The organism is Enterobacter sp. RHBSTW-01064, assembly GCF_014103035.1.
Taxonomy (GTDB): domain Bacteria; phylum Pseudomonadota; class Gammaproteobacteria; order Enterobacterales; family Enterobacteriaceae; genus Enterobacter; species Enterobacter mori.
Window position 1 is genome coordinate 1 of sequence record NZ_JABXOU010000007.1, and the last position, 21,927, is coordinate 21,927.

13 protein-coding genes are annotated in these 21,927 nt (G+C 51.9%); 12 read left to right on the forward strand and 1 reads right to left on the reverse strand.

The genetic code is table 11. The annotated features are described in order from the left end of the window. Together HV355_RS18955 and HV355_RS18960 are read left to right on the forward strand one after the other, a co-directional pair. Positions 1-6,693 (forward strand): Ig-like domain-containing protein (locus HV355_RS18955; protein WP_182403029.1); only part of this gene is annotated, 6,693 nt, incomplete at its 5' end. Between the two features lie 162 nt (positions 6,694-6,855). Continuing rightward, complete coding sequence (locus tag HV355_RS18960) at positions 6,856-7,725, forward strand: OmpA family protein (protein WP_275943579.1); 870 nt, start codon at positions 6,856-6,858, stop codon at positions 7,723-7,725. Positions 7,726-7,817: 92 nt separating this feature from the next. On the opposite strand, the gene HV355_RS18965 is transcribed toward HV355_RS18960, so the two are convergent. Beyond that, on the reverse strand, positions 7,818-8,513 hold the full coding sequence (locus tag HV355_RS18965; protein WP_182403033.1) for a LuxR C-terminal-related transcriptional regulator: 696 nt from the start codon (positions 8,511-8,513) through the stop codon (positions 7,818-7,820). Between the two features lie 489 nt (positions 8,514-9,002). Here HV355_RS18965 and HV355_RS18970 point away from each other — a divergent pair, with 489 nt between their 5' ends. From HV355_RS18970 to HV355_RS19015, 10 genes are all read left to right on the forward strand, one after another. After that, positions 9,003-10,142 carry a polysaccharide export protein gene (locus tag HV355_RS18970; protein ID WP_182403035.1) on the forward strand — a complete coding sequence of 380 codons (1,140 nt, stop codon included), beginning with the start codon at positions 9,003-9,005 and terminating at the stop codon, positions 10,140-10,142. Then, the gene (locus HV355_RS18975) at positions 10,142-10,594 is read left to right on the forward strand and encodes a protein tyrosine phosphatase (protein ID WP_133306415.1); all 453 of its coding nucleotides are present in this window, start codon (positions 10,142-10,144) and stop codon (positions 10,592-10,594) included. Before HV355_RS18970 ends, HV355_RS18975 begins: the two co-directional genes overlap by 1 nt. Positions 10,595-10,611: 17 nt before the next feature. After that, positions 10,612-12,759, forward strand: coding sequence for a polysaccharide biosynthesis tyrosine autokinase (locus tag HV355_RS18980; protein WP_182403037.1), 2,148 nt, complete (start codon positions 10,612-10,614; stop codon positions 12,757-12,759). A 283-nt stretch (positions 12,760-13,042) separates the two neighbouring features. Next, positions 13,043-16,915 (forward strand): filamentous hemagglutinin N-terminal domain-containing protein, encoded by a 3,873-nt coding sequence (locus HV355_RS18985; RefSeq protein ID WP_182403039.1) that lies wholly within the window; start codon positions 13,043-13,045, stop codon positions 16,913-16,915. An 88-nt stretch (positions 16,916-17,003) separates the two neighbouring features. After that, the gene (locus HV355_RS18990) at positions 17,004-18,623 is read left to right on the forward strand and encodes a ShlB/FhaC/HecB family hemolysin secretion/activation protein (RefSeq protein ID WP_174340784.1); all 1,620 of its coding nucleotides are present in this window, start codon (positions 17,004-17,006) and stop codon (positions 18,621-18,623) included. Positions 18,624-18,640: 17 nt separating this feature from the next. Then, positions 18,641-19,009 carry a holo-ACP synthase gene (gene acpS / locus HV355_RS18995; protein WP_010427837.1) on the forward strand — a complete coding sequence of 123 codons (369 nt, stop codon included), beginning with the start codon at positions 18,641-18,643 and terminating at the stop codon, positions 19,007-19,009. Between the two features lie 11 nt (positions 19,010-19,020). Then, on the forward strand, positions 19,021-19,785 hold the full coding sequence (locus HV355_RS19000; RefSeq protein WP_126816706.1) for an SDR family NAD(P)-dependent oxidoreductase: 765 nt from the start codon (positions 19,021-19,023) through the stop codon (positions 19,783-19,785). A gap of 3 nt (positions 19,786-19,788) precedes the next feature. After that, positions 19,789-20,337, forward strand: coding sequence for a 3-hydroxyacyl-ACP dehydratase FabZ family protein (locus HV355_RS19005; RefSeq protein ID WP_010427841.1), 549 nt, complete (start codon positions 19,789-19,791; stop codon positions 20,335-20,337). 21 nt (positions 20,338-20,358) lie between these two features. Further along, a complete protein-coding gene (locus HV355_RS19010) occupies positions 20,359-20,640 on the forward strand; it encodes an acyl carrier protein (protein ID WP_029484982.1) in 282 nt (93 codons plus the stop codon). A gap of 29 nt (positions 20,641-20,669) precedes the next feature. After that, positions 20,670-21,830, forward strand: coding sequence for an aminomethyltransferase family protein (locus tag HV355_RS19015; protein WP_182403041.1), 1,161 nt, complete (start codon positions 20,670-20,672; stop codon positions 21,828-21,830). Positions 21,831-21,927: the final 97 nt, after the last annotated feature.

Consider the following 21,927-nt stretch of genomic DNA (forward strand, 5'->3'; position numbering starts at 1 on the left):
ACGGCGAAACTGCCGGAAGGCGAGCACCGCTTCCACGTGACGGCGACGGACAAGGCGGGTAATACCAGCGCAGCGTCCGACGATTTCGTGCTGAACCTGGACTACACCGCACCAGATGCAAGCAAAGTGAGCATCACTGACGTGGTGGATGACTTTGGTTCTGTGACCGGCTCCGTGACGTCAGGCGGTAAGACTGACGATAACACGCCGCTGATCAAAGGCACCGGCGCGGAAGCGGGCAACACCATCACCGTGTACAACGGCGACAAGGTGATTGGCACCGCCAAAGTGCAGGCAGACGGCACCTGGGAACTGCAGGTCACCAAGGCGCTGCCTGACGGCACCTATAACCTGACGGTTAAAGAGACCGACAGCGTGGGTAACACCACGGCGGCTTCACCGGAATACATTATTCAGATCGATGCTGGCGGTCAGCCGCTGCCACCGACCCTGAGCAGTGTAGAAGATGACGTCGCGCCGCATACCGGTCCATTGCAGAAGGATGCGACAACCAACGACAACACCCTGCTTCTGACAGGTACTGCGGAAGCCAACGTGACGGTTCGCATTTACGGCGGCCCGAACGGCACCACCTTACTGGGTGAAACGCAGGCTGATGCCCAGGGTAAATGGAGCTTCAACACGCCGAAACTGGCAGACGGTGTCCATACGTTTGTGGCGGAAGCCATTAACGACATCGGACAGGTGAGCCCGCAAACCGGCGGATTCCCGGTCACGGTGGATACCAGCGCGCCGGGTGAAGTCACTGGCTTCATCGTTAGCGATAACGAAGGTCCGAAGACTGGCGTATTGTCAAATGGCGACACCACTGACGATGCGACGCCGACCATCAGCGGTAAAGCAGAGCCTGGCAGCGTTGTTCACGTCTACGTGAACGGTCAGGAAAACGGCACCGCGGTGGCAGACGCTAACGGTAACTGGACCTACACCACCGGTTCACTGGCGGATGGGGAATACACCTTCACCGCGCGCGCTGAAGATTCAGCGGGCAACCTGGGTGCAGAAAATGCTGGCGTCACCGTCACGCTTGATACCTCCAGCGTACCGGTCACTATCGTTCGCGTGATGGACGATAAAGGCACCGTAACTGGCGAACTGAAGGCCAATGACGTGACTGACGATGCCCGTCCGGACATTATCGGTAAGGCGAAAGCAGGCAGCATCGTGACCATCAAAGATGGCAGCGTGGTGCTGGGCACCGTGACGGCAGATGCCAGCGGTAACTGGACATTCACTCCAACCAGCGATCTGGGCGATGGCGTACATAACATTACGGCGACCGCTAAAGATCTGACCGGTAAAGAGGATACCTCCAGCACCTTCAGCTTCGAAATTGACAGTAAAGCACCGAATCGTCCGAGCATTGATTACGCGGAAGATCAGGTGGGTACCGTTAAGGACGACCTGAACAGCAACGACGTGACTGACGATCCACAGCCAATCCTGCACGGTACGGCCGAAGCGAACAGCACCGTCAACATCTACTCCGTTGATGGCACGCTGTTGGGTTCAGTCACCGCGAACAGCAGCGGCGCATGGAACTTCAAGCCGGGCAGTAAGTTGCCAGAAGGGAAAAACACCTTCTATGTGACGGCGACGGATAAAGCCGGAAACGTCAGCGACAAGTCTGCGGACTTCGTGCTGACCACCGACTACACCGCGCCGGATGCGAGCAAAGTGACCATTGATTCCGTCACGGATAACGTGGGGAACGTTCAGGGGATTGTTGCGGATGGCGGCGTTCTGGACGATTCACGTCCGGTGATCCGCGGCTCTGGTGCTGAAGTGGGCAACGTCATTACGGTCTACACCACCGATAAAGACGGCAACACGAAGGTACTGGGTACCACCACGGTTGATCAGAACGGCAAATGGGAACTGACGCCATCTGAGTCTCTGTACGGTGACTCCATCAACAAACTGACCGTGACGGAAACCGATCGGGTTGGCAACGTGGCGAAACCGGCTGACAGCTATGACGTCATTATGTCCGATACCCCGGATGCACCAGCGATCGTTAACGTTCTGGACGATACCGGCACAACCGTTATCAACCTGGCCAACAATGCGTTGACCAAAGACGATACGCCGACCCTGAACGGGACTGCGGACGGTGCTGCGGGCGATACGATCACCATCTACAACGGCAGTCAGGTTGTAGGTAAAACAACGCTGAATAGCAATGGCACCTGGAGCTTCACGCCATCTCCGGCACTGGCTGACGGTAGCTACACCTTTACGGTGACCAATACCAACAGCGCGGGTCAGGAGAGCGATCGCAGCGGTTCGTTCACGGTAACCATTGATTCAACAGCACCGAATCCGGTTTCCGGTCTGCAGGTGTCTGACGATCAGGGTGCCTGGAAAGGTCAGTTGACCGAGGGCATGACCACGGACGACAACAAACCGACCTTCACCGGTAAAGCGGAGCAGGGCAGCACGGTCACTATCTATGATAATGGCCAGGCGATCGGTTCAGTCACCGTCACCAACCCTGACGGTAGCTGGCAGTTCACCCCGTCCACGCCGCTGGTTGATGGCGAACACCAGTTCGCGACTCAGGTAACGGATCCGGCGGGTAACAGCAGTGCGATCGTTGACGATATCACCGTTAACGTCTCCACGGGCGCAAGCTATCTGCAGCTGCTGCAGGTGGTGGATGATGTCCAGGAAGCGGGTGGTTCTCGCGTGCTTCGCGATGGTGAAGTCACGAACGATAGCCAGGTACAGCTGGTCGGTAAGGCGACGGCAGGCAGCACCATTATCATCACCGATGTCGGTGGCGTTCAGCTGGGTACCGTGAAAGCGGATGCCAATGGTAACTGGGAATTCACGCCGATGAGTAGCCTGAGCGATGGCGCGCATACCCTGCGCATCACCGGGACCGATCCGTCGAATAACCCGCTCACGCCGATCGACTTCGATCTGGTTGTGGACACGGTTGCGCCTGTTGCACCGGTTATTACCAACGTGCTGGACGATGTGGATCCGGTTCAGGGTTCCGTTGCTCACGGCAAGCCGACCAACGACACCACGCCGGAAATTACCGGTACGGCAGAGAAGGGCAGCACGGTGAATGTGTACCATCAGGTGGATGCGACAACCCGCATTCTGCTGGGTACCGCCGTGGCCGATAGCACAACGGGTCAGTGGACGCTGCAAATCAGCGACGCGAACAAGCTGGCTGAAGGCACCTGGAATCTGGTTGCAACCTCCACGGATGCAGCAGGCAACGTCAGTACGCCAAGCAACACCTGGACGATTGTTGTCGATACCACCGTGTCTGACGCGGTTATCAACATCAGCTCGATCTCGGAAGACCGTGGTGCTTCAGACGCTGACTTCATCACCAGCGATAACACGCTGTTGATTAACGGTGAGCTGAACAAAGCCCTGCAGGCGGACGAGTGGGTTGAGATTAGCCTCGACAACGGTGTAACCTGGACGCGTGCCTCAACGGTAACCGGCACATCCTGGACTGTGGATATGCAGAGCACGCCGCTGAACGATGGTGCTTACACCATTCAGGCTCGCGTGGTGGATAACGCCGGTAACGTCGGCAGCACCGATTCTCAGGCGCTGCAGGTGGCATCGGGCGGCAGTGACATGAACGGTCTGTCTACGACAACCAAAGTGACTACCGATACCAGCCATGGTCTGACGACCGGGGATCACTTCAGCCATGCCGCAACGGCGACTAACGGCGACATGGTCACCCGTGACCGTACCGTCACCCTTAGCGGTAACCTGAGCGCGGCGCTGCAGGCTGGCGAACATCTGCAGATCTCTCTGGATAACGGGAAGACCTGGAAAACGCTGGCACTCAACGGCCAGAGCTGGAGCTATGAACTGCCGGAAGCGACGGCAAGCACCACCCACAGCTTCAAGCTGCAGGTGATTGACGTTGCGGGCAACCCGGGTACGAACACGAAGTTTGCGGATAGCTACAACGTGGTCATCGATCTGGATTCGCCTGATGCCATCACGATGGCGCCGGATGTGCCTCAGCACACCAGCACGGGGGATTCGTTCACCTTCTCCAGCGGTCAGTATGGTCGCGTTGAAGCGGGTGCGATTGTCTCTCTGGTGAGCGACGTCAACAGCAACGGCACCTATCAGGAAGGCCTGGATCAGATCATCGGCTTCGCGAAAGCGAACGCGGACGGCTCCTGGAGCCTGAACACGACCCTGCCTGCGGGCGCGCATAACCTGGCCTTTGTGGTCTGGGACGAGGCGGGCAACCGCTCAAGCATGAGCGCAAGCACCAGCACGGGCGTCACCGAAGGTGGTGGTAGTACGCTGATTGAACAGACCTGGGGTGGCACAACCGATGCGGACAGCCGTGGCCTGAACGCCGCTGCGGTCACCATCAGCCAGGACGGTTTGTGGTCGTTCTTCCAGAGTGCCCGCGGCACGTCAGGAAGCACAACGGCTAACGCCGGACGAGTGTACGACTCCGTCACGCGTGAAGACTACGATTCGACGTACCTTGCACAGCCGTCCACCGACAACGGTGCGGGTTACAACGTAGATAGCACGTCGTACAGCCGTTATGTGAACTCCGCAGCCTTTGCGGACATCAACCGCGATGGTTATGCCGACGTAATGTCTCAGATCAGTAGCTATAGTAACGCGGGTCGTACCGCCTACTGGCTGCAGAACGCCGATGGTAGTTACTCTGCGAAGGCACTGGATCAAGGCACTCTGAACCACCTCGGTGGCGTGATTTCCTATGACCGTGAAGGTGATGGTTATCTGGACTTTGTGCTGGGTGACTCGGAAGCGGACTCCATCTCATTCATCAAGAATGAGCAGGGTACGCTGAGTTACGAGGACAACTCCGGCTTCTCTGACGGACACCCAGGCGGGGCATTGCCAACGGCGTTGAGCGTGCTGCACGAAGTGGGCGCTGTGGATATCGATAATAACGGTACCGTAGATATTACGGCACATATCGACTACAACGGCGCAGGCAGCTTCGTTGGTAACAACTCACGCGGTCTGGGGATCTTGTATAACCAGACTACCGGAACGTCGAAGACCAACTTCGGTGAAGTCGGCTACTACGCGAACGTGTTCCGTGACGATGGCCATGAAGACTACGGTAACTTGTCTATCTCCATGACATATGCGGATTACAACAACGACGGTTGGTTGGATCTGTTCCTGAGCCGTGGTTCGAAGGGCAGTTCTAACAGCGACGAGAGCCGTATCTATCTCAACGATGGTACCGGCAAGCTCAATGCAACCGACGGTCAGGCGCAGTGGTTTGGCGATAACGTTGATGGCGGTACGTCGCTGGCAGTGGACTGGAACCACGACGGTAAGATGGACATCATCGAAGTGCCGCGCTCTGGCGTGACAGGCTCGCCGATGCTGTATACCAATACCGGCAGCAACAACTGGGGGACCAATAAGGTTAGCCTGACGGGTAGCACGACGTTCAACAACATGACCGGTGCCGTGGCGCTTGACTACGACTGGGACGGTTCGATGGACCTGGTGCTGTACCGTTCGGGTGCGGACGCTGATGTGGTGGCAAGAGATGATGCGGGACGCACGATGCTGGTGAAAAACACCAATATCGCGGCGGACGGCACCAGCCTGCAGATCCGTATTGTTGACGGTAACGGTATCAATACCTTCTACAGCAACACCGTGAAGCTCTATAACTCGGCGGGCGAGCTTGTCGCTACCCAGCTGATTAACCCGCAGTCCTCCGGCTCCAGCAACAGCATGGGTCTGGTGAGCTTCTTCGGACTGGATCCGAACGAAGTTTACTCCGTGCAGATGCTGCGTATTACCGACGGTAAAGCGGATCACGTTGGCGCAACGGGCAGCATTGGCGGTTACACCAACGGTACGGTGAATGAGAACTGGGGTGGCCTGACAACAGGTAAAGCCCACGACTCCTACGTGCTGACGGCGGAAAGCGGCAGCGCCGCGAACAACACCACTGGCAACAGCGGGATCGTGGGTACGGGCTATAACGACACCTTCTTCGGTTCGGCGGGTAACGACACCTACAACGGTGGCGGCGGCTGGAACCAGATTGTGAGCGGCAAGCCAGTCTGGAGTGAAACTGCGGGTATGGACGTGGTTGATTACAGCCGTTCTACCAGTGCGGTTAACGCCAACCTGTGGACAGGTACTGCAACCGGTAACGGCACCGATAAGCTCCTCAGCATTGAGGGACTGGTCGGGTCAAACCAGCAGGATACCTTCACGGATAACTCCGCGAACAACCTGTTCGAAGGTCGTGGTGGCAATGATGCCTTCTACCTGGTCAACGGCGGTAACGACACGCTGATGTACAAGGTGCTGGCAGGAATGACCAACGACGGTACCGGCGGCAACGGCCACGACACGATCCACGGCTTCAAGGTGGGTAATCTGGTGAAAGACAGTGATGCAGATCTGCTCGATATGAGCGAGCTGCTTGACTACAAGGGCTCTGTCTCCTTCTTCGAGGACGATGGAAAACTGGAGCTGGATTACTCCTCTCGCGGCGTGCTTGACTACGTCAAGGTGGAGGTTGTCGGAAGCGATACCGTGATCAGTATCGACCGTGACGGTCAGGGCGGACAACATGGCTTTACGCAGGTTGTCACACTGGCTGACGTTCAAACCGATCTGGTTACGCTGCTGCAGAATAACCAAATAATGATGTAACCCAGTAAAACCCGCCATCTTCGGATGGCGGGCTTTCTGCGCATATCTGAAGTAATACGATTAATCACTGGGTGAATCAGGAATTTGAAAATGAAAATAACCCCTCGGAATTTTAAAAAAATAAACCTGGCGTTCTGTGTCGCTGCTGCATTAAGTGCATTTATGGCCAACCCCGCTTATTCAGCTGAAAAAGTGGAAAAGGCCATTGATTTACCGGTAGTGATCAAACCGACGCCAAAAAATACGGCACCGCAACCTTATCGTCCGGTGGCGGGCGTGACGCCTGAGCTGGCACAGGTTGTCGTCTATTACCCACAGGGCACAGTTCCTGCAGCGGTCTATGTTGACCGCGAGCTGCAGTCCGTGTTGTTACCAGGGCAGTTTACCGTCCTGTGTGCGGCACCGGGCGCGCACACGGTGGAGTCATTCTTCAACGATCACCCGACGTACCAGGGCAAGCAAAACCCTCAGCAACAGTTGAGCACCGAAAGCGCGCAGACCTATTTTATTCAGGTTAATCCGGGCACTGCGGGCAATACAGCGGCGCTGGAGGAACGTTCGCGTGCGGAAACGCTTCTGAAAAATATGCACAAGCAGACCAAAATTATTAACCGTGCATCTCAGGTCAAACCCTGTGATTACATTAATAACACCGGCGTAGTGCTCATTCAGGAACAGGTGCTGTTCCGCTTTGCGGCGAGCAACTCGGCGGGAATTTTTGCAGAATCTCGTAAGAAGCTGGATGACGTGGTGAAGTTTATCCGTCAGGCGAATAACGTTCGTGAGATCCAGATCGTGGGCTATACCGATGCGATTGGTAGCCGTGAGGCCAACCAGCGTCTGTCTGAAGCACGTGCGAATACCGTTCGTTCGTTGCTGATCGAGAAAGGGATCAAACCAGAGATGATCAACAACACCGTTGGTCAGGGCGTGGCGCAGAGCGCTGAAGGCTGCGGTACAAATGCCAGCCAGCAGGCGGCAGGCTGTAACGTTAACAGCCGTCGTGTGGAAATTTTAGTGAAAAGCCACTAAGCCGCGTGTATGACTAAAATACGGATCGCAGAGATGCTATCCGTATTTTTTTTAGTGGTATATCAAAGAGAAAGGTTCTGAAAAACGAGGTGTCATGCAAACTGCGGTTCGTAGGTTTTGATCTTCGCATTGGTGTACAGCTTTTTCTTTTCTCTGATTATCTCATGCTCAATTGACGCTTTAATGATCTCGCCGCAGGAGTATATTTTCTTTAAAGAGTTAAAGCCCAGCTGTTTCATTATGTTGTTGGTGTACGTATAGGTGGTTTTGGGCTTAATGTTGTGCACGATACTGATATCATCAATGGAATAACCCGCAATCATCAGCTTTAACACAGAGAACTCCATATGCGTCAGTTCGATGTATTTCTTGATAATCTTGTTTTTGCTTGGGTGGCGCTGCGTATGCATTTTTTTTATGATCTCATCGTTCGTGAGATTGTTGATATTCACAAGGCGATGCTTGTAATGAGAGCAAATGCAAGAAAACAGCTCCGGAAAAATATCCGAGTGATAAGCAATAATGATTTCTGAAATGGCTGCATTATTTGTTTTTCTACGTAGGGAAATCAACCAGTGGAAATAAACAATATTGCTGTATATGGAATCAGGTAAAACCAGGTACAACGTATAAAAAGACCCTCTCCTGATCTCCTTCGCCCAGGCAAACAAGTTTCTTTGGTCATCAAACGAGATAATTTTCTCTTTACTGAATGTACCGGATAGCAAGTGACTCAGGCCGATGTTACTGAAGTTACATCGGGATAAAATAACTCTGGAGGTATCCATGGGTATTCCTTTAGTGAACTATCCCCGTCATACTTCAAGTTGCCTGTGCGTTGGCTTTTCTCGCTCACCCCAGTCACGTACTTATGTACGCTCCTGGGGATTCGCTGCGTCGCCGCCTTCATGCAACTCGAATTATTTAGGCTATAAAATGGAAAAAAGTCCATCTTCGTAATCTTTGCATACCGACAGACAGGTATTACGGTATGAATATATTTATATTCTACACGATATAAATAAACGCTTGATTGAGAAGACTCCCTCACTAAATGGGAATTGTTTACCTGAGTCGCACGGTTTTGCTTTTAGACATTAATGTAAGAATGCGAGGTTTTCAACCAGGAATATTCCACGTATGCAGGACAGATAAAACGGGGGGCGTTATAATTTCAACAGTTACGATTCACGTGTATTACTCCTCGTTAGCGACGTTTTGTGTGATGGAAAATTAAAAAGGGAATGTCATTGTTCAGAGGTGACATTGAGAAAAGCATGAAGAAAATTTCAGTTCTGTTTATTTTAACCTCTATTATTTTGCTTGCAGGCTGCCAGATTGCGCCGGGCAGCCATATTGATACGTCCGGGAAAAACATTGTTCAGGCGCAGGATGATAAAACGCTCAACGACGTCGATATCAATGTTTATCCCGTTACGCCAGCCCTGATCGAGCGGCTGCGGGAAAACGTGATGGTTGCGCAGGGTAATGCCGAGCTGAACAAGCGTCTGGACGCGTATGAGTACCGTATTGGCGTGGGCGATATCATTATGGTGACGGTGTGGGAACACCCGGAGCTCACCACGCCGTCAGGCCAGTATCGCAGCGCCAGCGACACCGGCAACTGGGTACATTCGGACGGGACCATTTTTTATCCTTACATCGGCAAAATTGCCGTGAAGGACAAAACGGTGACCGAAGTGAGGGAGATGATCACCGAGCATCTGGCTAAATATATTGAATCCCCGCAGGTCGATGTGGGGATCGCCGCATTCCGCTCGCAAAAAGTGACGGTCTCAGGCGAGGTGAATCAATCCGGCCAGCAACCTATCACCAACGTGCCGCTGACCATTATTGATGCGGTAAACCAGGCGGGCGGGCTGACCGAGAATGCAGACTGGGGCAACGTGGTATTAACCCAGGGCGGTAAGAAGTCGAAGGTCTCCCTGCAGGCGCTCATGCAGTATGGGGATTTGCAGCAAAATAAACTGCTCTACCCTGGCGATATTCTCTATATCCCGCGCAATGACGATTTAAAAGTCTTTGTGATGGGGGATGTCGTCAAGCAAACCACCATGAAAATGGATCGTTCCGGCATGACGCTGACAGAAGCGCTGGGGAATGCGGAAGGGATCAATCAAATGACAAGCGATGCCAGCGGCATATTTGTCATTCGCTCTGAAGCAAAACCTGATGCAGAAACGGGGAAACAAGCGGCTATTTATCAGCTCGACGCGCGTGATGCCACCGCGCTGGTATTGGGCACGGAATTTAAGCTTAAGCCATACGATATTGTCTATGTCACGACGGCACCGGTTGCACGCTGGAACAGGGTGATTAACCAGTTAATGCCAACCATTAATGGTATCTACAGCCTGACGGAAACCACGCGCTTTGTCAGAAACTGGGGTAACTGATCGTGTATGGGCGATATACCTCCATCCTGGTCGTCTGCACCGGCAATATCTGTCGTTCCCCGGCGGGGGAACGGATTTTGCGTTCGCGCTTACCCGGCATGAGGGTGGACTCTGCCGGTATTTCAGCGTTAACAGGGGAACCGGCGGATCCCGTCATGCGGCAGTCGGCCAGCAAACAGGGTTTTTCTTTAGAGGGCCATCTTGCCCGGCAGCTTACGCCTGCAATGTGCCGCGAATACGATCTGATCCTGACCATGGATAAGCATCATATTGAAGCGGTTACACAACTGGCGATGGAAGCCCGGGGTAAGACCTTTTTATTCGGATATTGGCTCCAGCAACTGGAAATTTCAGATCCATATCGCCGAGGAGCAGAAATATCCGACATCATTTTCAAACAACTTTTTTCCGCTGCCGAAGAATGGGTCAAGGTTTTCCAGCAGGTTAAATAATCAAGGCTGATTAGAGTATGTATAACAAACACGTTAGCAATCCCCCTCCCGATCCTGTTCAGCGGGAGGAGGACATTGATATTGTTCAAATCCTTAAAGTACTGTTTTACAGCAAAGTCTGGATAGCGGCGACGACCATTCTGTTTATCATTATGGGGATTATTATTGCTAACATCTCGACGCCGGTTTACAGGAGCGATGCGTTAATTCAGGTTGAGAAGAATTCCTCATTAAGTATTTTAAACAAGCTGTCTACCATGCTCCCGGAAGGCTCCGGAGTGAGTTCTGAATCCGAAGTTTCAATACTCAAGTCACGATTAGTGATGGGTAAAACGGTACGGGATTTGAAGCTGGATATTGTCGCAAGAGAAAAAACCTATCCTGTTGCGAATGCCACTCTGCAGCGTCTGTTGGGTCATGAGCCGGCGACGCTCGATATTGCCTATTTGTCCGTACCGGATAAATGGATGAATACTCCGCTGAACCTGGACATCGCGGTTTCTGGAGACTTCGCCCTGCACGTGGGGGATTCCGTCGTGAAAGGTAAAGTGGGTGTACCTGTTCAGGCCAGCGGTATTGAGCTTCTGATCGCGTCAGCCAAACTCACGGAAAACACCGCGTTCATTGTGACGAAGCGCAATGAGTATTCGGTCATTGAAGAGATCAAAGAGCGCGTCTCCATTGATACCAAGTCGGGGGGGAATGGCATGCTGCACCTGAGCATGATCGGCCCCGACCCGGTGACGATCAGCCAGATCCTGGACAGTATTGCTCAAAACTATCTGGCGCAGGACGTTGAGCGCAAATCAGCGGAGGCAAGCAAAAGCCTGGCGTTTTTAAATAAGCAGCTGTTGCAGATCAAAAGCAATCTGGTTAACGCCGAGAGTAAACTGAATGAATTCAGAAAGAATAATGAGTCCGTTGACCTGTCATTAGAAGCTAAATTCATTCTGGATAATGTCGTCTCTATTGATACGCAGCTTAATGAACTGACCTTTAAAGAGGCGGAAATTTCCAAACTGTATAAGCGCACGCACCCGGCCTATAAAGCGTTGTCTGAGAAAAAAGCCATTCTGGTTGCGGAAAAAGAAAAGCTGAACCAGCGTATTAGCGCGATGCCCAGCACCCAGCAAGAAATTTTAAGCATGACCCGCGATGTCCAGATGGGTAATGATATTTATATGATTTTGCTGAATAAACAGCACGAGCTTAATATCAGTAAGGCCAGTACCCTTGGGAATGTGCGTATTATTGACCATGCGGTCACGCAGCAGAAACCGGTGAAACCGAAAAAAATATTGATTGTTCTCTTATCCGCCTTAATTGGGTTCCTCTTTTCCTCCGGAGTCATCCTCGTTCGCAACATGCTGATAAAAGGGATCCGGCAACCTGCTGAGCTGGAGAGACGTGGCATTCCTGTCCTCGCCGTTGTTCCCCTGGCGCCAGAGTTAACGAAGCGCAGACGGTGCCGCGCCATTCCGACTTACCAGTCTGACGAGCTGCTGGCGAAATCGACGCCAACGTCGCTGGCGGTCGAAGCGTTGAGGGGGCTGCGTACTAGCCTCCATTTTGCGATGCTGAAATCGGACAACAAAATATTAATGATCTCCGGGACGTCGCCCGGGGTCGGTAAATCTTTCGTGAGTTCTAACCTCGCCGTACTGATGGCGCAGGCGGGTACGCGGGTATTGTTGATCGACTGTGATTTACGACGAGGGTATTTGCACCGTGTTTTCTCTGCGGCAGAAAATGGGGCAGGGCTTGCGGATTATTTATCTCAGGACGTTAATATTTCGACTGTTATTCAGCACACGGAATACCCGGAAGTGGATTTTATTGGTCGCGGACGAATGACCAATAATCCTGCTGAGCTTTTTATGTCTGAGAAATTCAAGACGCTGCTCACGTCGTGCTCAACGCAATATGACGTGATTATCATTGATACCCCGCCGATCCTGAGCGTGACGGATGCGGCTATTGTTGGCCGATATGCATCAACATCCCTGATGGTGGTGCGCTTTGAACAGAACTCCCTGAAAGAGGTGGAGGCAGGGCTGCGCCGCTTCGATCAAAATGGCATCGCCATTCAGGGCACCATATTTAACGGCGTAGAGAAGCGCGCCGCTGAACCTTACACCTACGGCGACTATTCCTATCAGGAATAAAATCTAGTAACGGAACAGGTCAACACTATCCGGGATGTATAAAATTCCGAATATTGGATGACTTGTTCCTAATCAAAAGTTCCATATATGTGGTGCAGTCTGAATGCCAATTCAGATCAAAAATGACAGAATTAGCCTCAATTCTATGCTCTTAAATTCTAATTAATGAAATGGTAGGAAACCACAGGAGGTCAATCATCATAGGATGTGAAGTTATTATTTAGAGTGGCGAAGTTATATTTCTAAAAGAATGTAATGATTCCGTAATAAAGAGTAGGTAATAATGAAAAGTAAAAAGAATAATGTCTTTCAATTAGAGCTTAAGTGGCACCCTGTTGCCGCTTCGGTTCTGCTCGCTCTGCCATTTGTTGCGCACACAGCAGAGATCAGCATGAAGAACGGTATCGTTGCTTCTGCTGGAAACGTGCCTGTCATTAACATTAACAAAGCCAACGATAAGGGGCTTTCGCATAATGTGTATGACAAGTTAAACGTGGACAAGAACGGTCTGATCTTCAATAACAGTGCTGCAGGATCGAATACCGTTCTGGCAGGCCAGATTCAGGGTAACAGCAACCTGACCTCCGGCTCAGCGAAAGTTATTCTGAACGAAGTGACCTCGAAAAATGCCTCTGCTATTAACGGCATGATGGAAGTCGCAGGTGATAAGGCAGATTTAATTATCGCCAACCCGAACGGTATTACCGTTAACGGTGGTGGTTCAATTAACACCAGTAAATTGACCCTGACGACCGGTACGCCGGATATTCAGAATGACCAGCTGGCGGGTTACTCCGTCAACGGTGGCACCATTACCCTGGGTAAACTGAATAACTCCAGCCCAACTGAAATTCTGTCTCGTAATGTCGTTGTGGCGGATAAGGTCACCGCTAACGAGCTGAACGTTGTGGCGGGCAATAACTACGTTAACGCTGCAGGCCAGGTAACCGGGTCGGTAACCGCTGCCGGTACGCGTAATGCCAATAGCATTGACGTTGCTGCGCTGGGCGGTATGTACGCCAATAAGATTAACCTCGTCAGCACCGAAAGCGGTGTCGGCGTCCGTAACCAGGGCGTTATTGCGGGTGGCCTCAATGGGGTCAATATTGACGCCAACGGCCAGTTGCTGAACAACAATGCACGCATTGAGTCCTCTGGTCAGATCAATATTAAAACCAAGGGTGCACTGAACAACACCACCGGGGATATTACCTCCGTTGGGACGATTGCGCTGGACACCAACAAAAACAGCCTCAATAACAGCCGTTCGGGCAACATTTCGACGATGGCTGACCTCTATGTCAACAGCGGCGCTGTCGACAACACCAACGGCAAAATGGCGGCGGCGGGTATGCTGGCGGCCGACACCAACGGCAATACCTTAACCAACTACGGTAAAGGCAATGCGGTTGGGATTGAAGCCGGTATCGTGGCGTTAAAAACCGGTACGCTGAACAACAGCAACGGTCAGATTAAGGGCGGATACGTTGGCCTTGAGTCTGCCGCGGTGAACAACAACAGCGGTTTGGTTGACTCCCTGGGCGATGTGAACGTTGTCAGCGGCGGCAACGTCGACAACAACAGAGGTATGATCCGTTCCGCGGGCGGCTTCACGAAAATCGCAGCCAAAGGTGCGGTCAACAACGGCTCGACCAAAACGGCCGATACCGCCAGCGATGACTCTTTAGGCATTATCGCCGAGAAGGGCGTGCAGATTGCGGCGAACAGCATCAATAACAACGGTGGGCAGATGGCGTCGAATGGCGATATCTCCCTGGAAAGTGCCGGCGCTATTGATAACTACTCCGGCAAGCTGAACTCCACCAGCAAAGTGATCGCCAAAGCGGCCTCTATGCGTAACGACAACGGCGGCGTGGCGGGTAAAACCGGCGTTAGCATTGCGGTGGGTGGCAACATCACGAACTACATCGGCGTTTACAGCTCTGAAGAGGGCGATGTTGCTCTGGCATCCAATGCCCTGAACAACCGCGGCGGCTTCATTATGGGACAAAACGTCTCCATTAATGCCAACGCAGGCGTGAACAACAACACGGCGTTCATCGTTGCAAGCAAAGTATTAAGCGTGACTGCGGGTGATAACATCGAAAACCGCTACGGTACCGATTTCGGTTCTGCGTTCGGCACCTATTTCGGTATGCCGCAGCAGAACGGCGGTATGGTTGGTAAAGAAGGCGTTTCGCTCTCCGGGAATTATATCTACAACAACCAGAGCCGTATTGTTGCTGAAGATGGCCCACTGACCCTGCTGGCAAAAGGCAACGTGGATAACTCCCGTGCACTGCTGGTGAGTGGCGGAGATGCCACCATCAAGGTTGGCGGTTCGCTGAACAATAACTACTCCACCCTCTACAGTGCGGGCAACATGGCTATTGATGCCAACAGCCTGAGCAACTACAGCGACGGCGCGCTCGAAGACAACAATGCAACGGGCGTGATTGCGGCGGATAAGAACCTGACCATGAATCTGAAGGGCAGCCTGACCAACTATGGTTGGATCAGCAGCCTGGGTGATGCCATCGTCAACATTCTGAACGGCTCTTTCACCAACCGTAATACCGTTTCTGCTGAGAAATCACTGACGGTATCCGCGCTGACCGGTATCGAAAACCTGAAAGATATCGCCGCTGGCGAGAATCTGGTGGTGAATTCCCAGCGTGGCGTGACCAACAGCTCCAACAGCAACATGGTTGGCGATAAGGTTACGATCGCCGCGGGTTATGACATCAATAACCGCGGGAACATCGTTGCTGACAGCAGCCTGGCATTGAGCGCGAAAGGTAACATCTATAACGATCTGAATATGATCAGCTATGGTGACGCGACCTTAAGTGCCAATACCATTGATAACAACTCGCGCAAAATCAAAGCGGTCGGTGATTTAACGCTGACTGCCGCCGGGAACGTGAATAACAGCCGCGGTGAAATCAGCTCTGAGGCTGGCGACGTGACTATCACTGCAGGTGGAACGGTTGATAACTACTACGGTCAGATCCTGTCCGGTAGCGACATTGCCCTGAAAGCGAACCGACTGAATAACGATTACGGTCGGGTTGCAGCAAACGGCAATATCGATCTGGCGCTGACAGGTAATTTCGACAGCAACCGTGGTTCAGTTCTTTCGCAGGCGGGTAATATCAAGCTGGCGGCCAACACCGTTGATAACAACAACGGTCTGATCGCAGGTAAGAACGTTACCGTCGATGCAAAAGGCACTGTGTACAACAACACCGCAATGATCGTGGCGGACAATAAGCTCTCCGTTAACGCGGCAGGGAATATTGAAAACCGTGACGGTAACAACTTTGTTCGTAATCATGGCGAAACCTTCGGCGTGACGGGCGATGTTGGCGGCATGATTGGTCGTGAAGGCGTGTCGCTTTCCGGTCAGAACGTCTACAACAACAACAGCAGCATCATCGCGGATGAAGGTGCGCTGAGCGTGCTGTCCAAAGGGACGCTGGATAACACCCGTGCGATGCTGGTAAGCGGTGCAGATGCTGTTATCAAAGCAGCGGGTACGTTCTATAACAACTATGCTACCACCTACAGCGCGGGCAACCTGGACGTGACCGCAGGTTCGCTGAGCAACTACAGCGATGGCAGCATGGAGAACAACACGGCCACCGGCGTTATCGCATCAGACAAGAACGTTAATCTGACTGTCGATAACAGCGTGACCAACTACGGCTGGATCAGCGGTAAAGGCGATCTGAACTTCAATATCCTGAAAGGTGCACTGACTAACCGCAATGCCATCTCTTCAGGTAACGCACTGGCAATTAATGCCCTGAACGGTGTTGAGAACTTTAAAGACATCGTGGGTGTGACCAGCGCGAAAATTGATACTCAGCGTCATGTCACCAATAACGCCAACAGCAATATCCTTGCGCAGAATATCGCGATTAATGCCGGTACCGACATTAATAACCGCGGTAATATCGTGAGCGATTATACCCTGCTGGTGAAAACAGCGGGCAATATTTATAACTACCTGAATATGGTGAGTTATGGTGTTGCCGGTGTCACCGTCAACAACTTGACTAACAGCGGTAGCAACGCCGTATTTGGCGGCCTGTCTGGTATGGAACTTAATGCAAATAAAGTGACCAATACCGGCGACGTTGTAGGTATGTAATTTGTAAGGTGTAACACAAGGCAGCAGCTATCGCCTGATAGCGCAAAGTCAGAACGAGACCCTGCTGCCTTTTTTTCTGAGAAAGTTAATGAAATCGCGATTTAAATTTTTACCCTTATTGTTGCTGTTAAGTTTTCATGCCTTCGCGGAAGAGGGTATTAATAACCTGATTAAACAGCAGCAAAATGCCGATTTGAATACTTTCAAAGAACAAAAGGTATACCGGCAGGACGTTTATTCCAGTACCGAACGTAAAGTATTCAGGCTGAATGATTTACCGCAAGAAGAGAACTGCTTCACGATTAGGTCTCTGGTTCTTGAAAATGATTTTCTTCAGCGTAAGACCGACAGGGCAATCAAAAAAGAGATCCTCGGCCGCTGTGTAGGCAGTATTGGCGTGGTGAAAATTGCCGCGGCGCTGCAAGATTTTTATATCGATGCGGGTTACATCACCACCCGTATTACGATCCCAACGCAAAACATTGCGTCCGGCACGCTGAAGCTTGACGTGAGTGCAGGGAAAATTGAAAAGATTATTGTCGACAGTAACGACATTAATCCGCTGATGCTGCCTTTTGCGAAAGAAGACATCCTGAATATTCGCGATATTGAGCAGGGGCTGGAAAACCTCCAGCAGGAGCCGGGTGTTGACGTCAAAATCAACATCGAACCGGGCACAAAGCAGGGATATAGCACGATTCACATCAACACGAACCGTGAAAAAAACTGGAGCGTGCGGGCGAGCTATAACAACTGGGGTGTGAAAGAAACGGGGCAGTATCTGACCTCTGCAGTGGGTTACCTGTACAACACTGCCCGCTTCAGCGACCTGTTTTATCTCGCGGGAACAAAAAGCACCAATGGCCGCTATGAAAGTGTGAGTGGTTACTACGCGCTGCCGGTAGGCTACTGGAACTATTCACTGTTCTACAGCACCAGCAAGTCGCGTCAGACCCTACCGCTTTTCTACACCACCGTGGACTATGCGGGGAAAAGTGATTACGCAAACCTCAAAGCATCACGCGTGCTCTATCGGGATAAAACCCGCAAGGTGAGCGGCAGCGCCGAGCTGATACGCCGGAAATCAGGCTATACGGTGGAGGGGGAAGAGCTGGTCTTGCAGAAGCGCGATATGGATAACGTCAAGGTTGGCGTTAACTATAAGCAGCAGTTAGTGAATGCTCACTGGGATTCGTCGCTCTCCTGGCAGCGATTCCTGAGCTGGTTCGGGGCGGAACATACGCCCGATATGATCTATGGCAACGTCAGCCCTGTTAGCCAGCTTGTTAATGTTGAAAGTAACTATACCCGCCAGCTCGGCGGCAATGTGTATAACGCTTTTTTTTTGGCGCAATACGCGCCGCGCGAGCTGACGCTGCAGGACCAAATGACAATGGGCGACCGGTGGAGCGTGCGCGGGTTTGAAAACAGCGTGGGCCTCACCGGGAACAGCGGATACTACCTGCAAAATACCGTTTATCGTCCGGTGCGGGGCATAGACGCTAACTACTATTTGGGTGTCGACGCAGGCCATATAAGACGGGACAGCCTCTACGGCGAAGAGATTATCATCGGCAGCACAATAGGTATTCAGGGTAACGTCAAAAGCCTGGCGTACGATTCGTCAATCTCCATGCCGGTAAAATACCCGGGCAGCATGGACGTGAATAAATTTAATTTTAATCTGAATGTTTCTTATCAGCTCTGAACAGGGAAGTACGAAAAATGCGTATCGGCACGGACATCGTGGAAGTTTCGCGAATAGAGCGGGCGATAAAAAACTGGCAAACCGATTTTTTACATCGCGTCTTTACCCAGCAGGAAAATATAAAAATTAACCGCGAAGACCCGAATTATGAACGCGCCTCGGGATTCTGGGCGGCAAAAGAGGCGGTCGTCAAAGCGCTCGGCTGTGGATATCGCGACGGGATCACCTTTAAGGATATCGAAATTGGCCATGACGAATTGGGTTGCCCCCATTTTATTTTTTCCGGGCGAGTAAAAGAGATGCTTGTCGAAAAGCAGCTCGAGAATGCCTCGCTCAGTATTTCGCATTGTCAGAATTATGCGACTGCCGTTGTCATACTTTATTAACCTAACTATTTGTGAATATTATGTATCAATATAACGATCTTAAGGAAAAGACGGTTCTGGTCACCGGAGCGAGCGGAGATATTGGTCTGGCGATCTGCGCGAAGTTTCTCGATCAGGACTGCGATGTTTACGCGCTGTATAAATCAAATGCTACGCAGTTAACGGAGCTGAAAGAGACGCATCCGGCGGGCAGCAAGCTGTCTATTATTCAGTGCGACCTCGCCGATCCGCAGAGCGTTTCTGCACTCTGTTCTCACCTGACGGAAGCCGTCGGCAAGCTGGATGTGCTGGTGAACAATGCCGGTATTGTGAAAGACAGCCTCTTTGCCTCAATGAGCTTTGATGATTTCAGCCAGGTGGTGGACACCAACCTGTTCAGTATTTTCCGCCTGACCAAAGAGGCGTTAATGCTGCTGCGTTCTTCAGAAAACCCGGCCATCATCAACGTCGCGTCCATTGCGGCCATTATCCCAAGCGTCGGGCAGGCGAACTACAGCGCGTCTAAAGGGGCGATTCTGGGCTTCACCCGCACGCTGGCTGCCGAGCTGGCACCGTACGGCGTGCGCGTCAACGCCATCGCGCCGGGGATGATTGAATCCAAAATGGTGAAAAAAGTCTCCCGCACGGTGGTGCGCGGCGTGACCGCCTCTATTCCGCTGCGTCGTCTGGGCAAATGTGACGAGGTGGCCAATACCGTCGTCTATTTGGGCTCGACTGCGTCCAGTTACATTGTGGGTCAAACCATCGTTATCGATGGCGGCCTGGTGATGCGGTGAGTTATGTCTAAATACGTTATCCCCTCGAAGATCTTTCTGGAAATGGGCGGCTGGCGTCAGCCGCTGCTGATGGTCGACAGAATTGATGACTTCAAATACGGCGAAAATGGCTTTGTGAAAGTGACGAAGCACATCACCTATAACGAGCCTTATCTGCTCGGGCACTTCCCGGACGATCCGATCATGCCCGGGGTGATTATTTCTGAAATCTTTGGTCAGGCCAGTGAGTACCTCTCGTTCCTCACCGATATCTGCGATATCTACAGCGAGACGTACGGCGGTGAACTCAAATCGTTACGCGATATCCATGCGCTCATCACGCGTGATGAGATGCGGGAGATCATCCGCACCCGCCGCGCGCAGGTGCGCGGCGTACTGGCTGCCCAGAATTTAAAATTTAAAGATATTGCCTACCCTGGCGACTCGATTGAAGTCACCAGCAAGCTGGCATTTTCTGATGCTCATGGCTTTAAGCACTATTCCGTGACGGCAAACGTCGGAAAGCGATTAATCAGCCACGGCACCATTATTAATTACCGCGAAAGTAAGTAAACCCCTGAGAGAGTTAATACCATGACAACAATGAAAAATGAAATTGACCAGCGCAAGGACGTGCTGATGACAATTAAAACCGAGATTATTCAGCGTTTAAATATTCAGCGCGATGAATCTCAAATTGATGATGATACAGCCCTGTTTGGCAATGGCTTAAAGCTGGATTCCGTCGATGCAACGGAAATCGTGGTCATGCTGGATAAAGTTTTCGATATTAAAGTTAACGAAAGCGACGATCCTTCTTATATGAGAAGTATCAATAATCTGGCGACGTTTATCATCCAGAAGAAAAAAGCTTAATTTATCTTTGCGAATAACAGGATCCCGTTATGAAGTCTCTTTATGATTTCCATTTGAAAAACAATGCGAAAATGGGCATTTACAACAATGCCAACGTTCCTTCTGCCTATCATGATCCGATGGTGGAATACAAAGCCGTACGTGAAAATGCCCTGCTGGTGGACTATTCCCACATGTCCATCGTCAGCGTGATGGGTGATGACGCCTGGGCCCTGGTGAATAACCTGGTCTCTGCCGATGTCTCTATTATTCGTGACGAGCAGGGGATCTACTCTCTGGTGCTGAATGAAGACGGTACCGTCCGCGGCGACGTGTACGTGCTCTGCTCATCCGACGGCTATTACATCCTGTCTGAAAACATCCCGTCATCGGAGCTGATCGCGGGTCTGAATGCCCTTCTGGAAAAAGCCGACGAGCTGGATGTCCAGGAAACCCCGGAAATTGCCGACATGCGTGAGCAGAGCTGGGGCGCAATCATGGTTGAAGGACCTTACTCCTGGGAGCTAATGTCCGAAATCCACGGTTTCGACGTCATCGGCCTGCCTTACTACGAGTACATGAATACCGATAACGAACTGATGGTATTCCGCTGCGGCAAACACGGCGAGTTCGCCTACATGGTTGTGGGCCAGCAGGAACAGCTGCTGGATCAGTGGCAGCAGCTGCTGGAGCACGGTAGCAAATACCAGCTGCAGACCGGCGGGCTGGACTACCAGAAAATTGTGCGTATCGAAAACCCAGGCTGGGATGACGCGCTGTGGGCTGGCTACAACCTTAACCCGGTAGAGCTGCAGCTGCAGTGGGCCGTGCAGTACGACAAAGAAGGCTTTGTAGGTAAAGACGCCGTTGAAGAACTGTCTCACGGTGAAGGCGCGCGCAAGGTTATCGGCATGATCGTCGAAGGGGAATGCGCGGGCATTGCTCCAGGCGACAGCGTGCTGGTTGACGGTCAGGCTGTGGGTAACGTTGTGAAAGCGGTCTTCTCTCCGGCGCTGCAGTGCTTCATTGCCCTGGCACTGCTGGAAAATGAATACGCATGGTCAGATATCAGCGGTTTCTCTATTCAAACGAATACGGAAACTGTCGCGGCAAAAACCAAAGGTATGCCATTTATTTATAACCTGAGCATGCTGGTTAATCCGACTGAGCACAGCTTTATCGACGCGTCTAAAGCGAAAAGCGCGCTGTAATTCATTATTCATCTTTAACAGTGAGTGAGATATCCGTGGGCAATATAACGCCACGGATCCTTTCTCACTGTTTAGTGTCTGTACACGGTGGTACATA